Below are 19628 nucleotides of genomic sequence, written 5' to 3'. Positions count from 1 at the left end.
GGGAGGCCGCGATGGCACTTTTCAACTTCAAGAAGCGTGAGAAATTCACCCCCGCCAATGGCCAGCTCGAGGCTTTCCTTGACGGCTATTCGATCGAGGTGATGCCCCGCACCGCCGAAAAGATCGAGAATTTCCGCGACCTGCTGCCCACCGGCACCCGCGTCTACATCGCCCATATCGAGGGCACCCCGATCGAGGATATGGTCGCCACCGCCGCGCGTCTGGCGCGGGACGGCTATCCCGTCATGCCCCACTTCCCGGCCCGCATCATCAAGGACCGCGCCACCCTGGCCGACTGGATCGCCCGCTACCAGGGCGAGGCGGGCGTCGATCAGGCCCTGCTCCTCGCCGGTGGCGTCACCACCCCGCATGGCGATTTCGACAGCTCCATCCAACTGATGCAATCCGGTGAATTCGACCGCGCTGGCTTCAAGCGCCTGCATGTCGCAGGCCACCCCGAAGGCAACCGCGACATCGACCCCGATGGCAGCATGAAAAACGTCGAGGACGCGCTCCGCTGGAAACAGAAATTCTCTGAAACCACCGACGCGAAAATGGCCCTCGCCACCCAATTCGCCTTTGAGGCCAAGCCGATCATCCAATGGGCCGACAATCTCAAGGCGGCAGGCATCGACCTGCCTATCCACATCGGCATCGCCGGCCCCGCCAAGCTGCAAACCCTGATCAAATTCGCCATCGCCTGCGGTGTCGGCCCTTCGCTCAAGGTTCTGCAGAAACGCGCCATGGATGTTTCGAAACTCCTGCTCCCCTATGAGCCGAACGACGTTCTGACCGAACTGGCCGCCCACAAGGCCGCCAATCCCGAGTTCAACATCGAGCATGTGCATTTCTTCCCGCTCGGCGGGATCAAGAGCAATGCCGAATGGGCCATCGCCAATGGCGGTGCCGCCGCCACCCCTGCCAACGCATCCTGAAGGACCACATATGACCCGCACCATCGTCGAGAGCAAAACCAAAACCGCCGTCATCGGCTTTGACGAGCCGTTCTGCGTCATTGGCGAACGCATCAACCCCACAGGCCGCAAAAAGCTCGCCGCCGAGCTTGAGGCCGGCGATTTCTCGACAGTGGAATCCGATGCTCTGGCACAGGCCGCCGCTGGTGCCACCGTGCTCGATATCAACGCAGGCGTGGTCTACAATTCCAACCCCAACCCGAACGAGACCGAACCGCCCCTGATGACCAAGATGATCGAGCTGGTGCAGGGCCTCGTCGACCTGCCGCTCTGCATCGACAGCTCGGTTCCCGCAGCGCTTGAGGCCGGTCTCAAGGCCGCTCAGGGCCGTCCCCTCCTCAACTCGGTGACGGGTGAAGAAGACCGCCTAGAATACGTGCTGCCCTTGGTCAAGAAATACAACGTGCCGGTCGTGGCCATCTCCAACGACGACACCGGCATTTCCGAAGACCCCGACGTCCGCTTTGCCGTCGCCAAGAAAATCGTCGAGCGCGCCGCCGATTTCGGCATCCCCGCGCATGACATCGTGGTCGATCCTCTGGTCATGCCGGTGGGCGCGATGGGCACCGCCGGTCGTCAGGTCTTTACCCTCGTGCGCCGCCTGCGCGAAGAGCTGGGCGTCAACACCACCTGTGGTGCCTCCAACATCTCCTTTGGCCTGCCCAACCGCCACGGCATCAACAATGCCTTTCTGCCTATGGCGATGCAGGCGGGCATGACCTCCGCCATCATGAACCCGATCGCGCTGCCGGTGAAACAGGCCGAGATCGAGGCGAAAAAGGCCGAAGTCGCCGCCTCCGGCCTCATCCTGCCCGAGGATATGGACGACGAGACCTTCTGCCAGCTCTTTGGCCTGGGCTCGATGAAGGCCCGTCCGGGCAAGGAAATGGAGGCGATCATGGCCGCCAACTTCCTGATGAACGCCGACCCGCACGGCGGCAACTGGATCAAGTTCAACAAAGCCCCCCCCAAACCCGGCGAAGAGGTCCGCACCGGCGGCCGCGCCGGGAGCCGCAGCCGCCGCCGCGGCTAAGGCGCAGGCCAGCCTCAGCACAACAGACCCAAGCGCGGCCCCTCCAAGGGCCGCGCTTTTTCGTGCCACGCTCCCCCAAACACTCTTGCGCGGAATCAAGGTGTCGCAGACACCGCCGCGCAGCGCCCGTCCGCCCCCTCGGGCGGGCGCTTTTGCAACGTGGCATTTCCTTGAAAACGCAGAAGTATGAGGCAGACATAAACTGCCAGCCCACACCGTCGCAGCGCCCCCCCGGCGGACAGGCCCCGCACGGCTCAATGGTTGGCGTAAACCTCAACCCAAACACGCCAATAGATCCCCACCCCCGTCACCCCGGACTTGATCCGGGGTCTCTTGAGGATTGCTTGGTCAAGGGCGCGCTACCGCAGCATCTTGAGAAGGTAAGCCCAACAACTGTTCTACCTTTCAGCTGATCAGGAACGACTGTCGGCAATGCGCAGGAAACGGACAGTTCAAAAGCGCAAACCGTAAGCACCCTTCGGAACGCGACCGGCCCGAAGCGGACTTTGACAGGCACTTCCAGCGCTGCGGTGCAGCTTTCGCATTGCGGCCATTCATCCACCGGCAGTTTTTTTATTGCCTCAATCGTTGGTCAGCGGGTAAAGCAACCGCATTTACACCAAAGCCGATTGGGCGCTGGCGTAGAAATGCAGTCCAGCAACACATTCTAGATGGCTCAACGGATCTTCTATGAAGAACACTTGGATCGAATGCGGTGCGGCGCTTTGGAGCCGGGAAAGTGCGCCACCTTGCGATTCGCATCGACAAGCTCATGCCATGTAAACTCGGAAAATTACCGTGACAGTGAACGCAGATACCGCTTACACTTCACTGCATCCCACGCTGCGGTGCTCGCCATGTCGGTCCGCGAAGATGTAGGCATGTGATCGCGGCAGGGAGTCTAGCTGTTTTGGATGAGCCAAGAAAACTAAAGAGCCTACAATTCTACCTCGATAAGACTGCAGAGTTAGACATTCCAATCTCAGCCGATGTCGCAATGATAATGTCTGACACTCGATCATGCATTGAGGCGCTTAAATTTAGAGGTAAATACAAGACTGTAGATCTTGTTTGTGACTTTTTGCTTCATGAAAGGTTGGATCGCGCTGCAGCGCGACATCACCTTGCCAATGTGTCAAAAAGTTTGTGGCCTGGTATTGATGATGAACGCTCTATTCAATCCAAGTTTAGTGATTGTCTAAATATAGAACGGCTCCTAAGTGAGTTATCGGAGTTTTACCGTGCGCTCAATCTAAATGACTTTATTGTCACCGATCCAGTAAGAAGTTTTCTTTTCTGTGGTTTAGTTCTCAATCAGTTGGATGGTGCCAAGATGTCAATGCGTGAGCATGTTATTGTTGACGGTGAATTTATGCCTGAGCGCTTGAACGGACTTTTTGGCGAAGAACCAGGCCAATTCATCGCCGAGGTACAGGTACAGTATCAAGTTCACCCACCGCAGAAAGTAGGGCACATTCAGAACACGACGGGCTTTTACATTGTTGGAACTATCTTAAACCCAGAGAAATTATGGATTGATCCAGATAAGGAAGGAGTTTTCTTACGGTATTTAATTCTTCCTTTTGATCTTAACAAAACTACCGCCGAACAAGAACTAATGCGGCCATATTTCATGAATCGGCTAACTTCATAATTGTTATTAGGTAGAGAAACCCCAACTGGAGAGCGCGTCCCGACATGGACGGTCGATTGCCGACCTTGGCTCTCACGATAAAGGCCTGCTTTGACAAGGCCTGTATCAATCAATCGGTACTGCAGCGAATGTCCGGAATCCGCCCTTCGCGTCGACAACCCGATACTTGCGGCACGCTGCACAACCGTCCAAGACGGGCTACTCCGACCACTTTTCGCCGGCCTTTCAATAAAGACGACTAAAGGTAACCGCCCCCTCCCCCCCTGCGTACAAAACCCGTGTACAAAACGTACATCCTGTACGCGCCGACCCTTACGTCAGCCCCATATCGCGGGCGATCATGGCGGCTTGGGTGCGGTTCTTGGCGCCGAGTTTGCGGGACAGGGTTTTGAGGTGCAGTTTCACCGTAACCTCTTGAATATCAAGGTCTCTTGCGATTTCCTTGTTGGATTTTCCGTCCAGAACGCCGACCAGAACATCCGTCTCTCTGGGCGTGAGGTGCACTTTCCCCTCCGCCTCCGTATCCCCGGATTCAAGAAAATCTAGCGGCGTATAGGTCTCTCCCAACAACATATGGTGGACAGCAGCCACCAAAGACTGTGGATCCAGCGTTTTCGGCAGAAACCCCGCAGCCCAAGATCTGAGCGCCCTCCGCGCCACCTCCGGCGTCCCCGTCCCCGACAAAATCGCCACCGGACACCCCGCCCGCGATTTCATCACGGCAAGGCCCGACAGAGAATCCATTCCGGGCATCATCAAATCAAGCATAACCAACTGAAAAGGAACATTTTTTTCTTGGACCTTCAATGCGCTCTCTAGGCTCTCGGCCACGAAAACGTCAAAGCCTCCCTGCACCCGGAGGTACTCGGCGATCATCTCACGCACCAGATCGTGGTCGTCGGCCAGTAAAAGTTTGGTCATCAGTGCATCTTCCCTCTGCCACCGATTTTCTGCTTATATTTCAAATAATAAGCTGCGCTCGGTGCCATGACAATTGTTCGGCAACCCGCATCAAGGTCACCCATATCCTCTGCACATGTGGCAAGTTCCATGCCAATCCCCGCGCTGCCCCTATCTTCCGGGATAGGGGGCTGGTCAAACCCTGGAAAACCGCAGCATACCCGCAAGAGCAGTGGTGGTTCCCATGGTCCCATCCGTGCATTCCAACCTTTTTGCTCGACGCCAAACGCCACATTCCAACAAAAAAAGCAAAAACTTTAGCGAAAGGCCGACCGGCACGTCTCTGCGCCATAAAACCAACAAAATGAAAGAATAGAAATACTTGGCCTCACGGCAATCAACACTCCCCAGAGCTTTGCTGCGCGCCACGTTCGATACAAGATGGAAAGGCGCTGAAAACCCATAGGCCTAGGTGACAAAGGATCACTTTGATTGATATACAACCATAGCGCTAGTCCGATCCAGGGTACTGAACTATTTTTCAGGGGGCGCGTTTGGCGTACTTGTCGGTCAGTGGCTAGAACAAGTTGTATGTAGGTAACGAATTATAAGGCAAATCATGCACGCCTCGAGACTTCGCAAGTCACCAACCCAGCATCGCTTGTTACTGATCACGTTAAGCGTGTTTGCGATCGGCTGCATGGTGGCGGCGGTGGTTATGACCAGCAAGGTTTTCGTACAACTGGACGACTACGGCATCGCGAACCAAGACAATCTACAGTGGACGACATCGCGCCTGGAGGTTGACCAGCTCAAGTACTTGGCCGCATTGCAGACCTTGTCAGCGCCTGACCCTGAGCAAGTCGATCACGTCCGGCGTCAGTTTGATGTTCTCTACAGCCGAGCAACGGCCCTAAGGAACGGCAGGGTGTACCGCGAAGTTTTGGCACAGGATGTTTCTCATGCAGACCTCGACCGCATCGGGGACCTTCTTGCGAGAATGGTACCTCTTGTTGATACGGATGCGGCAACAGTATTTCAAGAACGAGACCGCCTGATCTCACTCGGTCTGGAAATGGCCGACCCAATTCGAAGTATCGCAACGCGGGGACTGGCCGCGCATGCCAAGCGCTCGGATTCGGAACGCGCCGGCCTCACCGCAAAAATTCTTTCGATGGCGGCACTCAGTGTCATGATGCTTGCGGCCCTCTCTTCGCTCTTATTCTTGGTTTGGCGCCTGTATCGCAGCTATCGCAGGCAGGCCGAGCAAAGTACGAGTACATCAAATAGGCTGGCAACCATCCTCAACACCTCGCAGGATGCCGTTCTGGTCGTTGGCCCAGATGGGCGCATCGAAGATACAAATGCGCGCGCAGGTGACTTGCTGGAACTTTCAGGAGATCCTGCAACTCCAGTCAAACTAAGTGAATTTCTATTTTACAAGCAAGCTGATGGACGGTTGAAGCCACTTGATGCGAACGTATTGCGAGAGACATGCGTCGACGGTCCAGTGCGCCGAGAGGATGTGATAGTTCGCAATTTCGCAGGCCGCGAGTTTGCAGCTGAGTTGTCGGCGGATCTTGCAAAGCGGGGCCAAACCACAATTTGCATCTGCTTTGTTCGGGATATTTCCGAACGGATCGCCGCCGAGGCCGAAATCGCTAGCTCCCGCGACCGGGCACTTGCAGGAGAGAGAGCCAAAGCACGATTTCTCGCGATGATCAGTCACGAAATGCGCACACCGCTGAATGGTATTCTGGGAGCGCTTGAACTGCTGGACGATACTGGGTTAACGCCCGACCAAGAGAAGTTCACCCGGATCATGCGGTCGTCGGGTCAACTCCTCTTGACGCAAATCACCGATGCGCTGGATTTGACCCAAGCCGCTGCAAGACAGATCGTCCTGCGACCTGCGGCCTTTGATCTGGACCAATTGCTGGAAGAGTTGGTTGAAACCCAACAGGGGCCGGCACAGGCCCGAGGAAATGCCCTTCGCCTGCGCAGGCCCCACTCTGGGCTTGGACGAAGCATAGGAGATCGGGCACGGATTTATCAAGTGCTCCTCAATCTCGTTTCGAATGCAATCAAATTCACCAAGGATGGCGAAATCACGTTGGACGTGACGCGACATGACCCTAGCCAGAGCGGTTTGGACGAGGTGGAATTTCAGGTCACAGACACCGGCATTGGTATAAGTGAGACCGACCTACCGAAAGTGTTTGATGATTTTATGCGTGTTCAGGACATCTCGGGTGACAGACCCGAGGGGACGGGTCTTGGGCTCGGCATTGCACGCCAACTGGTCAAGCTTATGAAAGGCAACATTGGCGTCGAAAGTGAACTTGGAGAAGGCAGCCTATTTTGGGTGCGCCTGCCCCTGCCCCCGGCAACAGGCGTAGTCGCAGCGCCGGAGCCTTCCCATGTCCCCCTACCCCCAAGGAAAAAATCCGATCGAACCCTCAATATTCTGGTTGTCGAGGACAATGCCACTAACCGTCTTGTGCTGGAGAGCATGCTGACCAACGATGGTCACAAAGTCCAGCTTGCCTGTGATGGCATGGAAGGGTTGGAATGCGCGGCAGCTGAGCAATATGACTTGATCTTAATGGATATCAGCATGCCGCGGCTGGACGGTAGAGAGTCTACGCGCCGTATCAGAGCCAGCCGGGGCCCGAATTCAAAGACACCCATCGTCGCCCTGACAGCGCATGTGCGGGCGGAGGACCGCGGCGATCTGGAAGCCGCAGGTTTTGACAGGGTCGAAACGAAACCTCTGCGTCGCGAAGCTTTGCGCGCCGTCATCAATCAGACGGCCACCCAAGGCGTCAGCTCCGCGGACACGACGTATTGTGTCGATTCCACATACCACACAATTGCGTTCAGCCTTGCCTCAAGAGCGGATTGACCGGCTTATCACAGAGTTCGAGGCCGAAGGTTCTGCGATCCTCGTTGCACTCAATCAGCAAGACAGACGATCCGACAACGACCTCGCAGATCACATACACAAACTTGCTGGCACAGCCGCCTCAACAGGCGCGCTCAGGTTACAGGCCCTTCTGGGACTCACAGAAGTAACCCTGCGCACTGGAGACGAATCCACAATAGCAACAACCAGCGTGGCAATCCCAGAGCTGTTGCAAGCGACGCTGGCACAGCTCAAAGAGCACAATCAGAAACGCTGAAAAACTCACTTAGAGTTGCCTTTCATCTGGCTTACTATAGGTTCCACGGCATACACTTCGCTATCAGACTTCCCGCGTCATCGCGGGGCACCAGAGAACGGGACCCCGGCCAATATGAAGATATGGAAACAACTGGTAGTACTTTGTCTGATGTGTGCAGCATCTTACGGCGGGTATTTGGCATACCAGACCTATTTCGCGCCCAATGCCGCCGCAGAGACCGCGCCCGATGGAGAGCGACCTGTAACTGTTGAAGTGACATCAGCCGAAAGACGTACGCTCCAAGAGACAATTGAAGCGGTTGGGACGACGCGGGCCTTGAAATCCATCGACATTGTTCCAGAAGTCGACGGGCGCTTGATCGCGCTGTCCATCTCTCCGGGGACGAAGGTGGAAAAAGGCGACGTGTTGGCGCGCCTTGATGATACGATCGAGCGCGCGGATCTAGCCGAAGCCGAGGCTGTTCTGATTGAACAACGTCAGACTTTGGAGCGCACACGTCAGTTGCGTCAGACCAGTGCCGTATCGAAAGCCACCGAGGAAGAGGCTATCGCGCGTCTCGCAGAAGCTGAGGCAGAGGTCGAGCGCGCACGCAGGCGCCTTGACGATCGGACCATCACAGCGCCCTTTGGGGGCATCGTCGGGCTTACAAACTTCGATGTGGGCGCACGCGTCACAGAAGGCGAGGTTCTCACCCGGCTCGACGACTTGAGCCAGGTCGAAGTCGAGTTCTCCCTGCCCGAGATGATCTATGGGCAAGTCCAAAAGGGACAACCACTGACCGCGCGCAGCGCGGCCTTCGCAGATCGCGTATTCAATGGCACCGTGGATGTTGTGGACAGTGGCATAGACCCGGTCAGCCGCGCCTTTCGCACCCGCGCGTTAATCCCAAACTCCGATAGCACACTCCCTGCAGGGATGTTCCTGTCACTGACGCTGGTCCTATCAGAGAGCGAAGAAGTCACCGTCCCGGAAGAGGCTATCGTTTTCCAAGCAGCCGAAACTTATGTTTTTGTCGCTACGGACGGCAAAGCCAGCCGCCGTACCGTAATCGCAGGACAACGCAAGGATGGGCAGATCGCCATTACCTCAGGCCTAGAGGCCGGTGAATCCGTGATCATACGCGGTCTGCAACGGGTGCGCGATGGCACCTTGCTTAGGATCTTAGAGGCCGACACCGGAGCCACTGCCGAAACCGATCTACCCAAGCCCGAGAGTGCAACATGACCCTCTCTGACATCTCGATCAGACGGCCCGTTCTGGCTGCGGTGGCAAGTCTTCTGATCGTGATATTCGGCATGGCCGCCCTACGCGATATTCCGGTGCGGGAACTCCCCGACGTAGATAATGCGGTTGTTACTGTCACGACAACCTATCGCGGAGCAGCGCCTGAAGTAATCGATACCGACATTACGGAAACGGTGGAGGGTGCCATAGCCTCCATATCCGGCATCCGCACAATCAGTTCCGAGAGCCGCCAGGGAAGATCAAGGGTCACCGTCGAATTCGAGACCAGCGTCGACATCGATGTTGCGGCAAATGACGTCCGCGATGCTGTGGGGCGAGTGCGTGGTGATCTGCCTGAAGAGGCGGACGAACCACAAGTCGTTAAGAGTGATGCCGATGCAGATCCCGTGATGCGTCTTGCTGTCACGTCGGACCGCATGACCACAGCCGAGATTACCGATTATATTGACCGTTTTGTCGTGGACAGGTTCGCCACACTTGACGGCGTCGCCAATGTCGAAATCATTGGGGATCAACCCTTTGCGGTTCGCATATGGTTGGATCGAAGAGCCCTTGCCGCGCGCAACCTCACGGTGGCCGATGTCGAAGCGGCTTTGCGTCGCAATAATCTCGAACTGCCTGCAGGCGACGTTGAATCGACCAACCGCCAACTCACAGTCCGTCTCAACAGCCGATTGCGCAGCATTGAGGATTTTCGTGACATCGTCTTGGACAGGATGGCCGGATATCCAATCAGATTGCGCGATGTGGCGCGTGTCGTGCCGGGAGTTGCAGACGATTCAACCATTGTTCGAACCAATGGCACCGATGCTGTCGGCGTTCAGGTCTTGCGTCAGAGCCAGTCCAATACTCTGGCAATCTCCAAGGCCGTACGCGCCGAAATCAAGACATTGGCGCCCAACCTGCCAGCGGGCATGAGGATTATAGTTGGGTCCGATGACGCCCTTTTTGTCGGAGCCTCAATCCGCGAGGTGGTGGTGGCTCTGTTTATTTCGCTGGCACTCGTGATAGCGGTCATCCTCCTTTTTCTACGCAGCATCCCTGCGACGCTTGTGCCGTTCATCACAATTCCAGTTTCATTGATCGGAAGCTTCTTGCTGATTGGAATTTGGGGATTTTCGCTCAACACGCTAACGCTTCTGGCGCTTTTGCTGTCCATTGGTCTTGTTGTGGATGACGCCATTGTTGTTCTTGAGAACATCCAACGCCGAATTGAAGACGGTGAAAGCCCTCTGGTAGCCAGCATGCATGGAGCGCGGCAGGTTACATTTGCAGTCATTGCAACCTCGCTAACGTTGATTGCAGTTTTTGTGCCGCTGTCCTTCATGCCCGGTCAAGTAGGACGGCTGTTTGTCGAATTTGGCTGGGTTATGGCTGGAACGGTGGCGATCTCTACGTTTGTCGCGCTTTCGGCCTGCCCGGCGCTTGCTTCAAAAGTACTGAGCGCTTGCAAGTTGCGCGCCAACGCTCCCACCGGACCACGTCCACCAACGATGATTCAACGCATTTATGGTTCGCTCTTGACCCGTGCCATTGGCATGCCTCTTGTTATCCTGCCGTTGGCACTTGTGATAACGGCAGGAGCCGTTCTCTTTTATGATGGGCTTCCGCGCGAACTTGCCCCGCGTGAGGATCGAGGCGTGGGCTTCGTGCCGCTGACGGCACCTCAGGGGTCGACCGTCGCACATTCCGACATGGCCGCCCGTCAAGTTGAAGCCATTATGGAACCCCTGAGAGAGTCCGGTGAAATTGAAACCGTGTTCAGCTTTACAGGTTGGGGTGGTCGTCCGTGGCGGTCATTTGTTGTCTTCCGTCTCGCGCCTTGGGAAGAACGTGAGCGCTCTGTATCCGACATCGTGTCGGAGATTGCTCCGCAGATGGGGAATGTGACGATTGCGCGCGGCTTCCCTGTAACACCTGCGGGGCTTGGCTTGCGCGGCAGCTCTACCCCGGTGCAGATCGTGATCGGAGGCCCCGATTTCGAGAGCGTCAAAGACTGGGCGACAACCTTTCTAGAGCGTGCAGAAAGTGTCGAAGGCCTTGTGAACCCAGAGATCAACTTTGACCAGAACCTGCCGCAACTCGACATAGAGATTGATCGTGCGCGCGCCGACGATTTGGGCATATCCGCGGATGCGATTGCAGCCACGTTGCAAACCATGCTCGCATCGCGGGAGGTTACGACGTTTGTAAGTCGAGGCCGTGAATACCCCGTCCTCGTTCAGGCCGAAGATGAAGATCGCCGCTCGCCCACCGACATCACGAATATCTTCGTTCGGGCCGGAGACGGTGAGACATTGGTTCCTTTGGGGGCTCTTGTGACCCTCAAGGAAAACGCTGCAACCCCGTCACTTCGACGCTTCGACCGTTTGCCCTCGATTCAGCTTTCGGGGGCATTGGCACCCGACGCCGAACTTGGCGACGTGCTGAGTCGGCTAGAGGAAATTGCGGCAGAGATTCTGCCACCAGAGGCCAAGTTGGGATATGATGGCCAATCGCGCACCTATCAGGATACCTCAGGTGGCGTTGGTCTTGTGTTTCTTCTAGCGCTGCTCATCGTATACTTGGTTCTTGCCGCACAATTCGAAAGCTTTGTTCACCCACTTGTCATTATGCTGACTGTTCCCATCGGCATCGCCGGCGCGATTTACGCAATGGCAGCAGGCGGATTGTCGCTCAATGTTTACAGTCAGATTGGAATTATCCTGCTGATCGGGCTCATATCCAAGAATGGCATCCTAATCGTGGAATTTGCCAACCAACTGCGCGATGAAGGATACGCCGTGCGCGAAGCAGTGATCGAAGCCTCGGTGCTGCGTCTTCGCCCCATCATGATGACTGCAGTTTCAACGATTTTAGGAGCCGTACCGCTGATTACAGCCTCTGGTGCAGGTGCTGAAAGCCGGATCGCAGTTGGTACAGTGATCATCGCGGGCCTCGCCATGGCTACGACGTTGATGCTCTTTGTGACGCCAATTCTTTACGATCTGATGGCCCGTTTCACCAAACCACGCGGCGCAGTTGAGAAGACTCTCGACGCTGCGCTGGCCAAAAGCCATCTACCGGCGGAATGAAATTTTGCCCTCTTCGGAACGCCGGGCGCGGATTTGGCTCTTGGCAAGGGTGGCAATCCATCCTTCGCAATGCGATAAAAAGCGCAAGCTAGCGGAGTGCATCTCGGGTGATGAAGTCCCATTCAAGACTGTTAGGAATAACGGCCCTTTGCGTAGGGCTCATGCCTTTGTTCGCTCATGCGACAGATGTCTCATTCTCCACACCCAACGCCCCCAAGTCATTCTCGGAGAAGCTGCGCAGTGCATCGCTTGTTATGACCACTGCCGCTCAACAAGAGGCGACGGCGCAAGATCTCTTGGCCGCAGCCCAGGCAGATTACGGGCGATTGATTGGCGTCCTTTATGCTGAAGGCTATTACGGCGGGGTGATCCGCATCCGGGTGAATGGACAGGAAGCAGCGAGTATACCACCCCTGCGGGCCCCAACCGAGATCGCGCAAATCGATATCAGTGTTGACCGCGGGACGGCCTTCACTTTCTCAACGGCTCGGGTGGCCCCACTCCCACCGGATACGAAGCTGCCAGAAGGGTTTGCGACGGGCAATCCGGCCAAGGGCGAGTTGGTCGGAGAGGCGACACGAACGGGGATTGCCGCGTGGCGTGCCTCAGGTCATGCCAAGGCGCTTGTTGCCGATCAAACTGTTATTGCTGACCACGCGGTCTCGACGCTAACCGCTGACATCGCTCTTGATCCGGGTCCGCGTCTAAGATTTGGGACGCTCGAAATCTCAAACGAAGGCGACCCAAGCCGCGTTCGCCCATCACGTATTCGGGCCATCGCAGGCCTTCCCACTGGCCGAGTATTTTCACCCGAGGATCTGGAAGAGGCTGCCACACGCCTACGTCGGTCAGGGGCTTTTCGTTCTGTAGTGATGACCGAAGCCGAGAGCCCTAATCCGGATGGAACACTCGACATCACAACGCGTGTGACCGACGCCGAACGTCGCCGCATCGGCGCGGGCGCAGAGTTGGCGTCATTGGAAGGTCTTACATTATCTGGCTTCTGGTTGCACCGAAACCTTTGGGGCGGGGCCGAGAGGTTGCGGATCGATGGTTTGATCGGCGGTATTGGCGGTGACTCTGGCGGTGAGGATTACCGGCTTGGCGTGCGTTACGACCGACCCGCAACATTCACCCCCGACACAGGCCTTTTCCTAGAAGCTCGCGCCGAAGGAAATGATGAGCCTGACTATCGCGAGGCAAAGATAGAAATCGGCGGCGGTCTGAGCCACATCTTTTCGGATGATCTGAGCGGTGAGCTCGGCATCGCCTACCGTTATTCCGACATAAGTGATGATTTGGGAACGCGCAAACTGCAACACTTGCTGTTTCCAGGCAGCATCACATGGGATCGGCGCAACGATCCGTTGAACGCAACATCCGGGATTTTCCTCGAAGTGACGCTGACCCCGTTTATCGGTCTTGATCAAGAGAGTGGCGACGGCGCGCGAATTTATGCGGATGGACGACATTATCGCAGCTTTGGTCCTGACGATCGCTTTGTCCTAGCAGGACGGGCGCAGATCGGATCGATCGCGGGTGCAACCGTTGATGAAATCCCAGCTGACATGCTCTTTTACTCGGGCGGTGCAGGCACCGTGCGTGGTCAGAGTTATCAGTCGCTCGGTGTTGATATCGCACCCGGCGTCACCGTGGGTGGCCGTGCGTTTGCTGGGTTCTCAGGCGAATTGCGCGCTAACATCAACGATAAAATTCAAGCCGTGGCCTTTGCTGATACGGGATTTATCGGACAAGATGCGCTCGGCACCGGACGCGGGCGTTGGCACAGCGGCGCGGGCTTTGGCGCACGCTACTTCACTCCTGTCGGCCCAATTCGTGTGGATATAGGCACGCCTCTTGGCGACAATCTCGGTGAAGATTTTGAGATCTACATCGGCATCGGACAGGCCTTCTGATGGCACGCCTTATCTCCATCCTCTCGATTGCACTCGCCTGTCTTGCGCTGCCACTCTTGGCGCAGACGCCTGAACAGGACCGGGGCTATCTACAAGCCCTGCTAGAGGACAACCTCTCGGGCGCCGGTCGTGATGTACGGATCATCGGATTTTCCGGGGCGCTCTCATCACAGGCTACAGTGGACGAACTAACCATCGCCGACAAAGACGGCATCTGGATCACCTTGAATGAAGTCACACTTGACTGGACACGTTCGGCCCTCTTGCGAGGTAGGGTAGAGATCAATCGTCTGACCGCGCGTGAAATTGTGCTGGCCCGGCTACCACAGGCCGAAGAGGAACTCTCGCCAGAGATGGCAGAGGCCAAGCCGTTTCAACTTCCTGACCTGCCAGTCTCGGTCAACATAGGAGAGATCAGCGCCGAAACACTCACACTTGGTTCGCCCATCCTCGGTGAAGAGATTGACCTTCAACTCTTGGGAAGACTGTCGCTCGGAGGCGGCGAAGGCGCGGCTGAGATCGACGTGACGCGCTTGGACGGGCGCGGTGCTGTTCAATTAGACGCGAGTTTTGTGAACGAGACCGAAGTCCTAGCTTTAGACCTATCTCTCGAAGAGGACGAGGGCGGCATTGCAGCAACTTTGCTGCAACTGCCTGATCGGCCCGCGTTGTCATTAGAGATCAACGGCACGGCCCCTCTGAGCGATTACGTTGCAGACATTCGCTTGGCATCTGACAATGAGCCACGCCTGACTGGTCAGGTGACCCTTCGTAATGTGGACACATCCGAGACGCCCATCCGGGCATTTTCAGCAAAGCTGCGGGGCGACTTGACGCCGCTCTTTGCCGCCGAGTATCGTCCGTTCTTTGGCACGAACAGCCAACTTTCAGTCGAGGGTCAGCAACAGAGCGGTGGAAATCTTGACATCGAAGAATTCAACCTTTCTGCGGCACAGATCAAACTCGATGGCTCACTCTCGCTTGACGCAGCCGGATGGCCTGTACGGTTTGCCCTCAACGGCGAGTTGGACAATGAAGGCGCCCCGGTCCGCCTGCCGATCACCGGTCCCGCCACGCATGTTACAAGCGCGACGATTGAGGCGCGGTTTAATGCCGCGCGCGGCGACCGTTGGCGGGCCAAGGTCGCGATGACTGGATTCGAGAGGCCAGAAATCGGCATCACAAGCGCCAATCTCTCTGGCCGCGGCGTATTGCGACGGACCGCACCGCGCGGCGTTACTGCACTGACCGAGTTTGATGTATCAGGCCTGAGGCTAGAGGACGCAGCCCTCGCTGAGGCGGCGGGAACAGTGCTGTCGGGGCTTGCGTCGCTCGACTTTACCGAAGGTGGCCCGCTCAAGTTGCTTGGACTGCGTCTCGACGCAGGCGCAGCACAGCTCACGGGCAACGGACAAATAGCGGAGTTAGCCGCAGGATTTCCAGTGTCGGGCACGGTAACTCTCGAAGCTCCGAACCTGTCGCGGTTTGCAGCGCTTGCAGGTCAAGACATCGCTGGTGCAGCCCGCGCGACGATTGCTGGCTCAGGGAGCCTGCTGGGCGGAGATTTTGATATCACACTCGACGCCGAAACTGACGGCCTCGCCTTTGGACTACCGCAGGTTGATCCGTTGATCGCCAACCCAGCAACGCTTTCCTTGGCGGCCCGCCGAGATACGGCAGGCACCGATCTCAGCCGGTTCCAGATTGACAATGACACCATTCGGGCCACGGCTTCGGGGCGCCTTAGCAGTGAAAGCGGCGCGCTCAGCCTTGCCGCGCGGCTCTCAGATCTTTCTCTCTCTGATCCTCGCCTCTCTGGCCCCGCAGAACTCAGCAGCAACGTGTCATGGCAGGCCGGCGGCGACATAACCTTGAACGGGCTTGACGCACAGTTGATGGGGGCGCGCCTGCGCGCCGATGCAGCCCTCTCGCCAGAGACACCAGGGCTGCCCGTAAGGGGAAAGCTCAGGGCGGAAATTGAGGATCTGGCGCGTTTCAATGCCCTCGCGGGTCAGACCCTGCGCGGACAGCTTGACCTGACGCTCGAGGGCTCAGCCAAGGACAGTGCTCAGGACATGGCTCTTAAAGCCGCGATGAACGGGCAAAACCTGGCGACCGGCATTGCCGAACTCGACAAGCTCATTGCCGGTCGATTGACCCTCACCGCAGACGCCGCCCGACGCCCCGACAGGATCGAGATCAGCAATTTGGACTTCGAAACTCCACAAGTCTCTCTATCGGCTGGATCAAACAGTCCCGACGCGCCGGTTGAGTTCACCGCGCGCCTCGCCAACCTTGGGCTTTTTGCCCCAGAGTTTTCCGGCCCCGTATCGGCAAACGGAAGCGCTAGGCTGATTGGCGATCTGGCACAACGAATTTCTCTCACGTTGTCCGCCACCGGTCCCGGAGGCACAACGGCACAAGTCTCCGGCGATATCGTCGATCATGCGGCATCCGTTGATATCGCCGCTAATGGTTCCCTACCTCTCGCGCTTGCAAATAGTTTCATTCAACCAAATGCGCTTCAGGGAAGTGCCAGCTACGACCTTCGGATAGACGGCGCTCCCTCACTAGAGGCGGTGTCTGGCCGCATTACCACGTCTGGAACACGGATTGCCCTTCCCGGCACGGGTCTTGCCGTAGAGGACATCAGCGGGACAGCGACGCTCGGTGAGCGCCGCATGCAAACTGATTTCACCGCTCGCATGCGGGATGGTGGGCAAGTCCGGATCACAGGCCCGATTGCATTGACACCGGGCTATGCTGGCGATCTGCAAATTGCTTTGACCGATCTCGTGCTCAGCGATCAGGCAATTTACACGACATCCGTCAATGGCAACGTGGCGGTGAATGGCCCGCTGACCGGAGGTGCCCGGATTGGAGGCACCCTGACATTAGGTGAAACCAATATCCGTATTCCCTCGGGCCTCGGTCCCGCATCTGTGTCCCTTCCAGAATTGAAGCACGTGAACGAACCCGTAGATGTCCGCGCGACCAGAGAACGCGCCGGCCTTATAAAGGCTCCGGGCACGGGCCGCGCACGACCCTATCTCCTCGACCTCTCAATCAACGCTCCCAATCGGATATTTGTGCGCGGTCGCGGGCTGGATGCTGAATTGGGCGGCCAACTGCGCCTAGCTGGAACAACCGAGGCCGTCGCACCGGATGGGTTCTTTGAATTGATCCGCGGACGGCTCGACATTCTGGGCCAGCGGTTGACCATGACCCAAGGACGCGTCACCTTGCAAGGCTCGCTTGACCCGTATCTCCGTTTTGTAGGAGAAACCGAAACTGATGACGTTACCGTTCAGGTGATCATTGAAGGTTTGGCAAGTGCTCCAGAAGTTCGCTTCATCTCTGATCCGGATCTACCGCAAGAAGAAGTTGTCTCTCGCCTGATCTTCGGGCGCGGCCTCGACAGCATATCGCCATTCCAAGCGGCTCAGATGGCCTCTGCGGTGGCCACCCTCTCAGGTCGGAGCGGCGGTGATGTCGTCGGTAAATTGCGGAATGCCGTCGGTCTGTCAGATCTTGATGTGTCGCAGACCGATGATGGTGGAACAGAAGTAAGTGCGGGTGCCTATATCTCGGACAAAGTCTATACTGAAGTTACCGCGGACAGCGAAGGAAAGCAGCGCATTAATCTTAATCTCGACCTGACCGACAGTCTTACGGTCAAGGGAGGGACGTCGAACGATGGCTCCACAGGGATTGGTGTGTTCTTTGAACGAGATTACTGAGGATGAATATCTGAGCACATTCACTCAATAGCCATGATTGCGTCCTAAAACACCTTGCACGTACAGTAGGTGCTTTTGTGGCCTGAGGATCGGTACGATGGGGAACGGATAAAATGCGTTACATACCTCTCTGTCTCAGCATCCTACTCATCCCATGTGGGATTGCACTGGCCCTCCACTTCCCCGTCTGGGGCGGTCTGCTCGGTGGCGTTGCATGTCTGGCTGCCACGGTCGGTCTTTATGACCTCTTTCAAACCAAACGCGCCGTGCTCAAGAACTACCCAATATCGGCACGGCTCAGGTTTCTCTTTGAACATTTTCGCCCTGAGATCCGGCAGTATTTCCTCGAGAGCGACCACGAAGAGACCCCATTTTCGCGCGAACAGCGCGCTCTGGTCTATCGACGTTCCAAAGGGATCGAGGGGCTGCGCCCGTTTGGAACTCTGCGCAATGTGAACGCCGTCGGGCATGAATGGATCAACCACTCTATGGTTCCGACGCATCTGGGTGATGGAGAGTTTCGATTGCAGATTGGAGGTCCGGACTGCGCGCGGCCTTATAAGAGCTCTCCGCTCAACATATCCGGCATGTCTTATGGTGCCCTATCACCCACCGCAATTGAGGCTCTGAACTGGGGCGCAAAGCTTGGTGGATTTGCACATACGACAGGCGAAGGCTCGATTTCGAGGTTTCACCGAAAGCATGGCGGAGATTTGATTTGGCAGATCGGTTCGGGTTACTTCGGATGTCGCACCTCAGGAGGTGGCTTCGACCCAGACATGTTCTCGATGGCTGCTGCCGAGGATCAAGTCAGGATGATCGAGATAAAGCTTAGCCAAGGTGCAAAGCCGGGCCACGGTGGCATCCTGCCAGGAGCCAAGGTAACAGAGGCCATCGCAGAAGCGCGTGGTGTCCGGATTGGTCAAGATTGCATCAGCCCGGCGGCGCATTCCGAGTTCTCCACGCCCGATGGGCTCTGCAATTTCATCGCCCGACTGCGCATCCTCTCAGGCGGCAAACCTGTTGGACTTAAACTGTGCGTTGGTCACCCATGGGAAGTCTTTGCCATGGTCAAAGCCTTCCACGCTACGGGAATTACTCCTGATTTCATTACGATCGACGGGGCAGAAGGTGGCACCGGGGCAGCACCGGTCGAGTTCGCGGATCACAAGGGAGCGCCCATCCGCGAGGGTTTGATGCTAGTCCATAATACACTGGTAGGGATGGGCCTGCGCGACCGCATCCGTCTCATTGTCTCAGGCAAGATCATCAGCGCCTTTGACATGTGTCGCATGTTCGCCTTGGGGGCCGATAGCTGCAACATGGCACGTGGGTTCATGTTTGCCGTCGGCTGCATTCAGGCCCAAGTCTGTCATTCTGGGAAATGCCCCACCGGCGTGACGTCACAAGATCCAAGCCGCTATCGCGCCCTCGTGGTCGCAGAAAAGCACCAGCGTGTCGCCAATTTTCACCGCAACACACTCTTCGCACTTAAAGAAGCTGTGGAATCCTCAGGCCTGCGCAGACCGCAGGACTTTACCCCAGATCACCTCATGATCCGTGTTAATAGCCGAGAGGTTCGGTCTGCGGCGAGCCAATATCTCTGGTTGGAGCCGGGGGAATTGCTCTCCGGTCGCGTGAACCACCCAGCCTTCGAAAAATACTGGAGCCACGCCCGCGCCGATACATTTGAATTCACACCGTGACGCATCGAACAGCGCAATGGAAAGCACCCGATTGTCTAACTGTAGGAATGCGGATGGTGCCCAAGGTGGGTTTCGCCCTGCATCCTACCCCTTTGTTTTCAATCGAATATTACAGGCTTTGGACGGCAATGTGTAGTGAAATGTGTATACGGGACCGATCATCAGCTCATGCCCGTGGGAATAGGGGCCACACCACTGGCG

Annotated in this window: 10 protein-coding genes; 9 read left to right on the top strand and 1 reads right to left on the bottom strand. The window is 56.9% G+C overall.

All coding sequences use genetic code 11. From position 1 onward, the window contains the following. Nucleotides 1–11: 11 nt before the first annotated feature. From ROS217_RS14765 to ROS217_RS24125, 3 genes are all read left to right on the top strand, one after another. Nucleotides 12–935: a methylenetetrahydrofolate reductase gene (locus ROS217_RS14765; protein WP_040651537.1), complete on the top strand. Its 924-nt coding sequence runs from the start codon at nt 12–14 to the stop codon at nt 933–935. Nucleotides 936–945: 10 nt separating this feature from the next. Beyond that, nucleotides 946–2007, top strand: a complete 1062-nt coding sequence (locus ROS217_RS14760; protein WP_040651535.1) for a methyltetrahydrofolate cobalamin methyltransferase — start codon at nt 946–948, stop codon at nt 2005–2007. An 883-nt stretch (nt 2008–2890) separates the two neighbouring features. Further along, nucleotides 2891–3661, top strand: coding sequence for a hypothetical protein (locus ROS217_RS24125; protein ID WP_157046616.1), 771 nt, complete (start codon nt 2891–2893; stop codon nt 3659–3661). Nucleotides 3662–3973: 312 nt separating this feature from the next. Here ROS217_RS24125 and ROS217_RS14750 read toward each other — a convergent pair whose 3' ends face one another. Beyond that, nucleotides 3974–4582: a response regulator transcription factor gene (locus ROS217_RS14750; protein ID WP_009818578.1), complete on the bottom strand. Its 609-nt coding sequence runs from the start codon at nt 4580–4582 to the stop codon at nt 3974–3976. A gap of 640 nt (nt 4583–5222) precedes the next feature. Here ROS217_RS14750 and ROS217_RS14745 point away from each other — a divergent pair. The 6 genes from ROS217_RS14745 (at nt 5223) to ROS217_RS14715 (ending at nt 19427) form a co-directional block, all read left to right on the top strand. Continuing rightward, a complete protein-coding gene (locus tag ROS217_RS14745) occupies nt 5223–7466 on the top strand; it encodes an ATP-binding protein (protein WP_217623017.1) in 2244 nt (747 codons plus the stop codon). 454 nt (nt 7467–7920) lie between these two features. Then, a complete protein-coding gene (locus tag ROS217_RS14735) occupies nt 7921–8970 on the top strand; it encodes an efflux RND transporter periplasmic adaptor subunit (RefSeq protein ID WP_254656430.1) in 1050 nt (349 codons plus the stop codon). After that, nucleotides 8967–12065: an efflux RND transporter permease subunit gene (locus ROS217_RS14730; protein ID WP_009818574.1), complete on the top strand. Its 3099-nt coding sequence runs from the start codon at nt 8967–8969 to the stop codon at nt 12063–12065. Before ROS217_RS14735 ends, ROS217_RS14730 begins: the two co-directional genes overlap by 4 nt. Before the next feature lie 110 nt (nt 12066–12175). Continuing rightward, a complete protein-coding gene (locus ROS217_RS25025) occupies nt 12176–13981 on the top strand; it encodes an autotransporter assembly complex protein TamA (RefSeq protein WP_040650619.1) in 1806 nt (601 codons plus the stop codon). Next, nucleotides 13981–17721 carry a translocation/assembly module TamB domain-containing protein gene (locus ROS217_RS14720; RefSeq protein ID WP_009818572.1) on the top strand — a complete coding sequence of 1247 codons (3741 nt, stop codon included), beginning with the start codon at nt 13981–13983 and terminating at the stop codon, nt 17719–17721. Before ROS217_RS25025 ends, ROS217_RS14720 begins: the two co-directional genes overlap by 1 nt. A gap of 113 nt (nt 17722–17834) precedes the next feature. Beyond that, nucleotides 17835–19427 carry an FMN-binding glutamate synthase family protein gene (locus ROS217_RS14715; protein ID WP_009818571.1) on the top strand — a complete coding sequence of 531 codons (1593 nt, stop codon included), beginning with the start codon at nt 17835–17837 and terminating at the stop codon, nt 19425–19427. The last annotated feature ends 201 nt before the right edge of the window (nt 19428–19628 follow it).

Origin of the sequence: Roseovarius sp. 217 (assembly GCF_000152845.1) — a bacterium.
Lineage (GTDB): Bacteria > Pseudomonadota > Alphaproteobacteria > Rhodobacterales > Rhodobacteraceae > Roseovarius.
The sequence above is the reverse complement of the archived record's forward strand: the minus strand, read 5'-3'. Positions and strand labels throughout refer to the sequence as shown.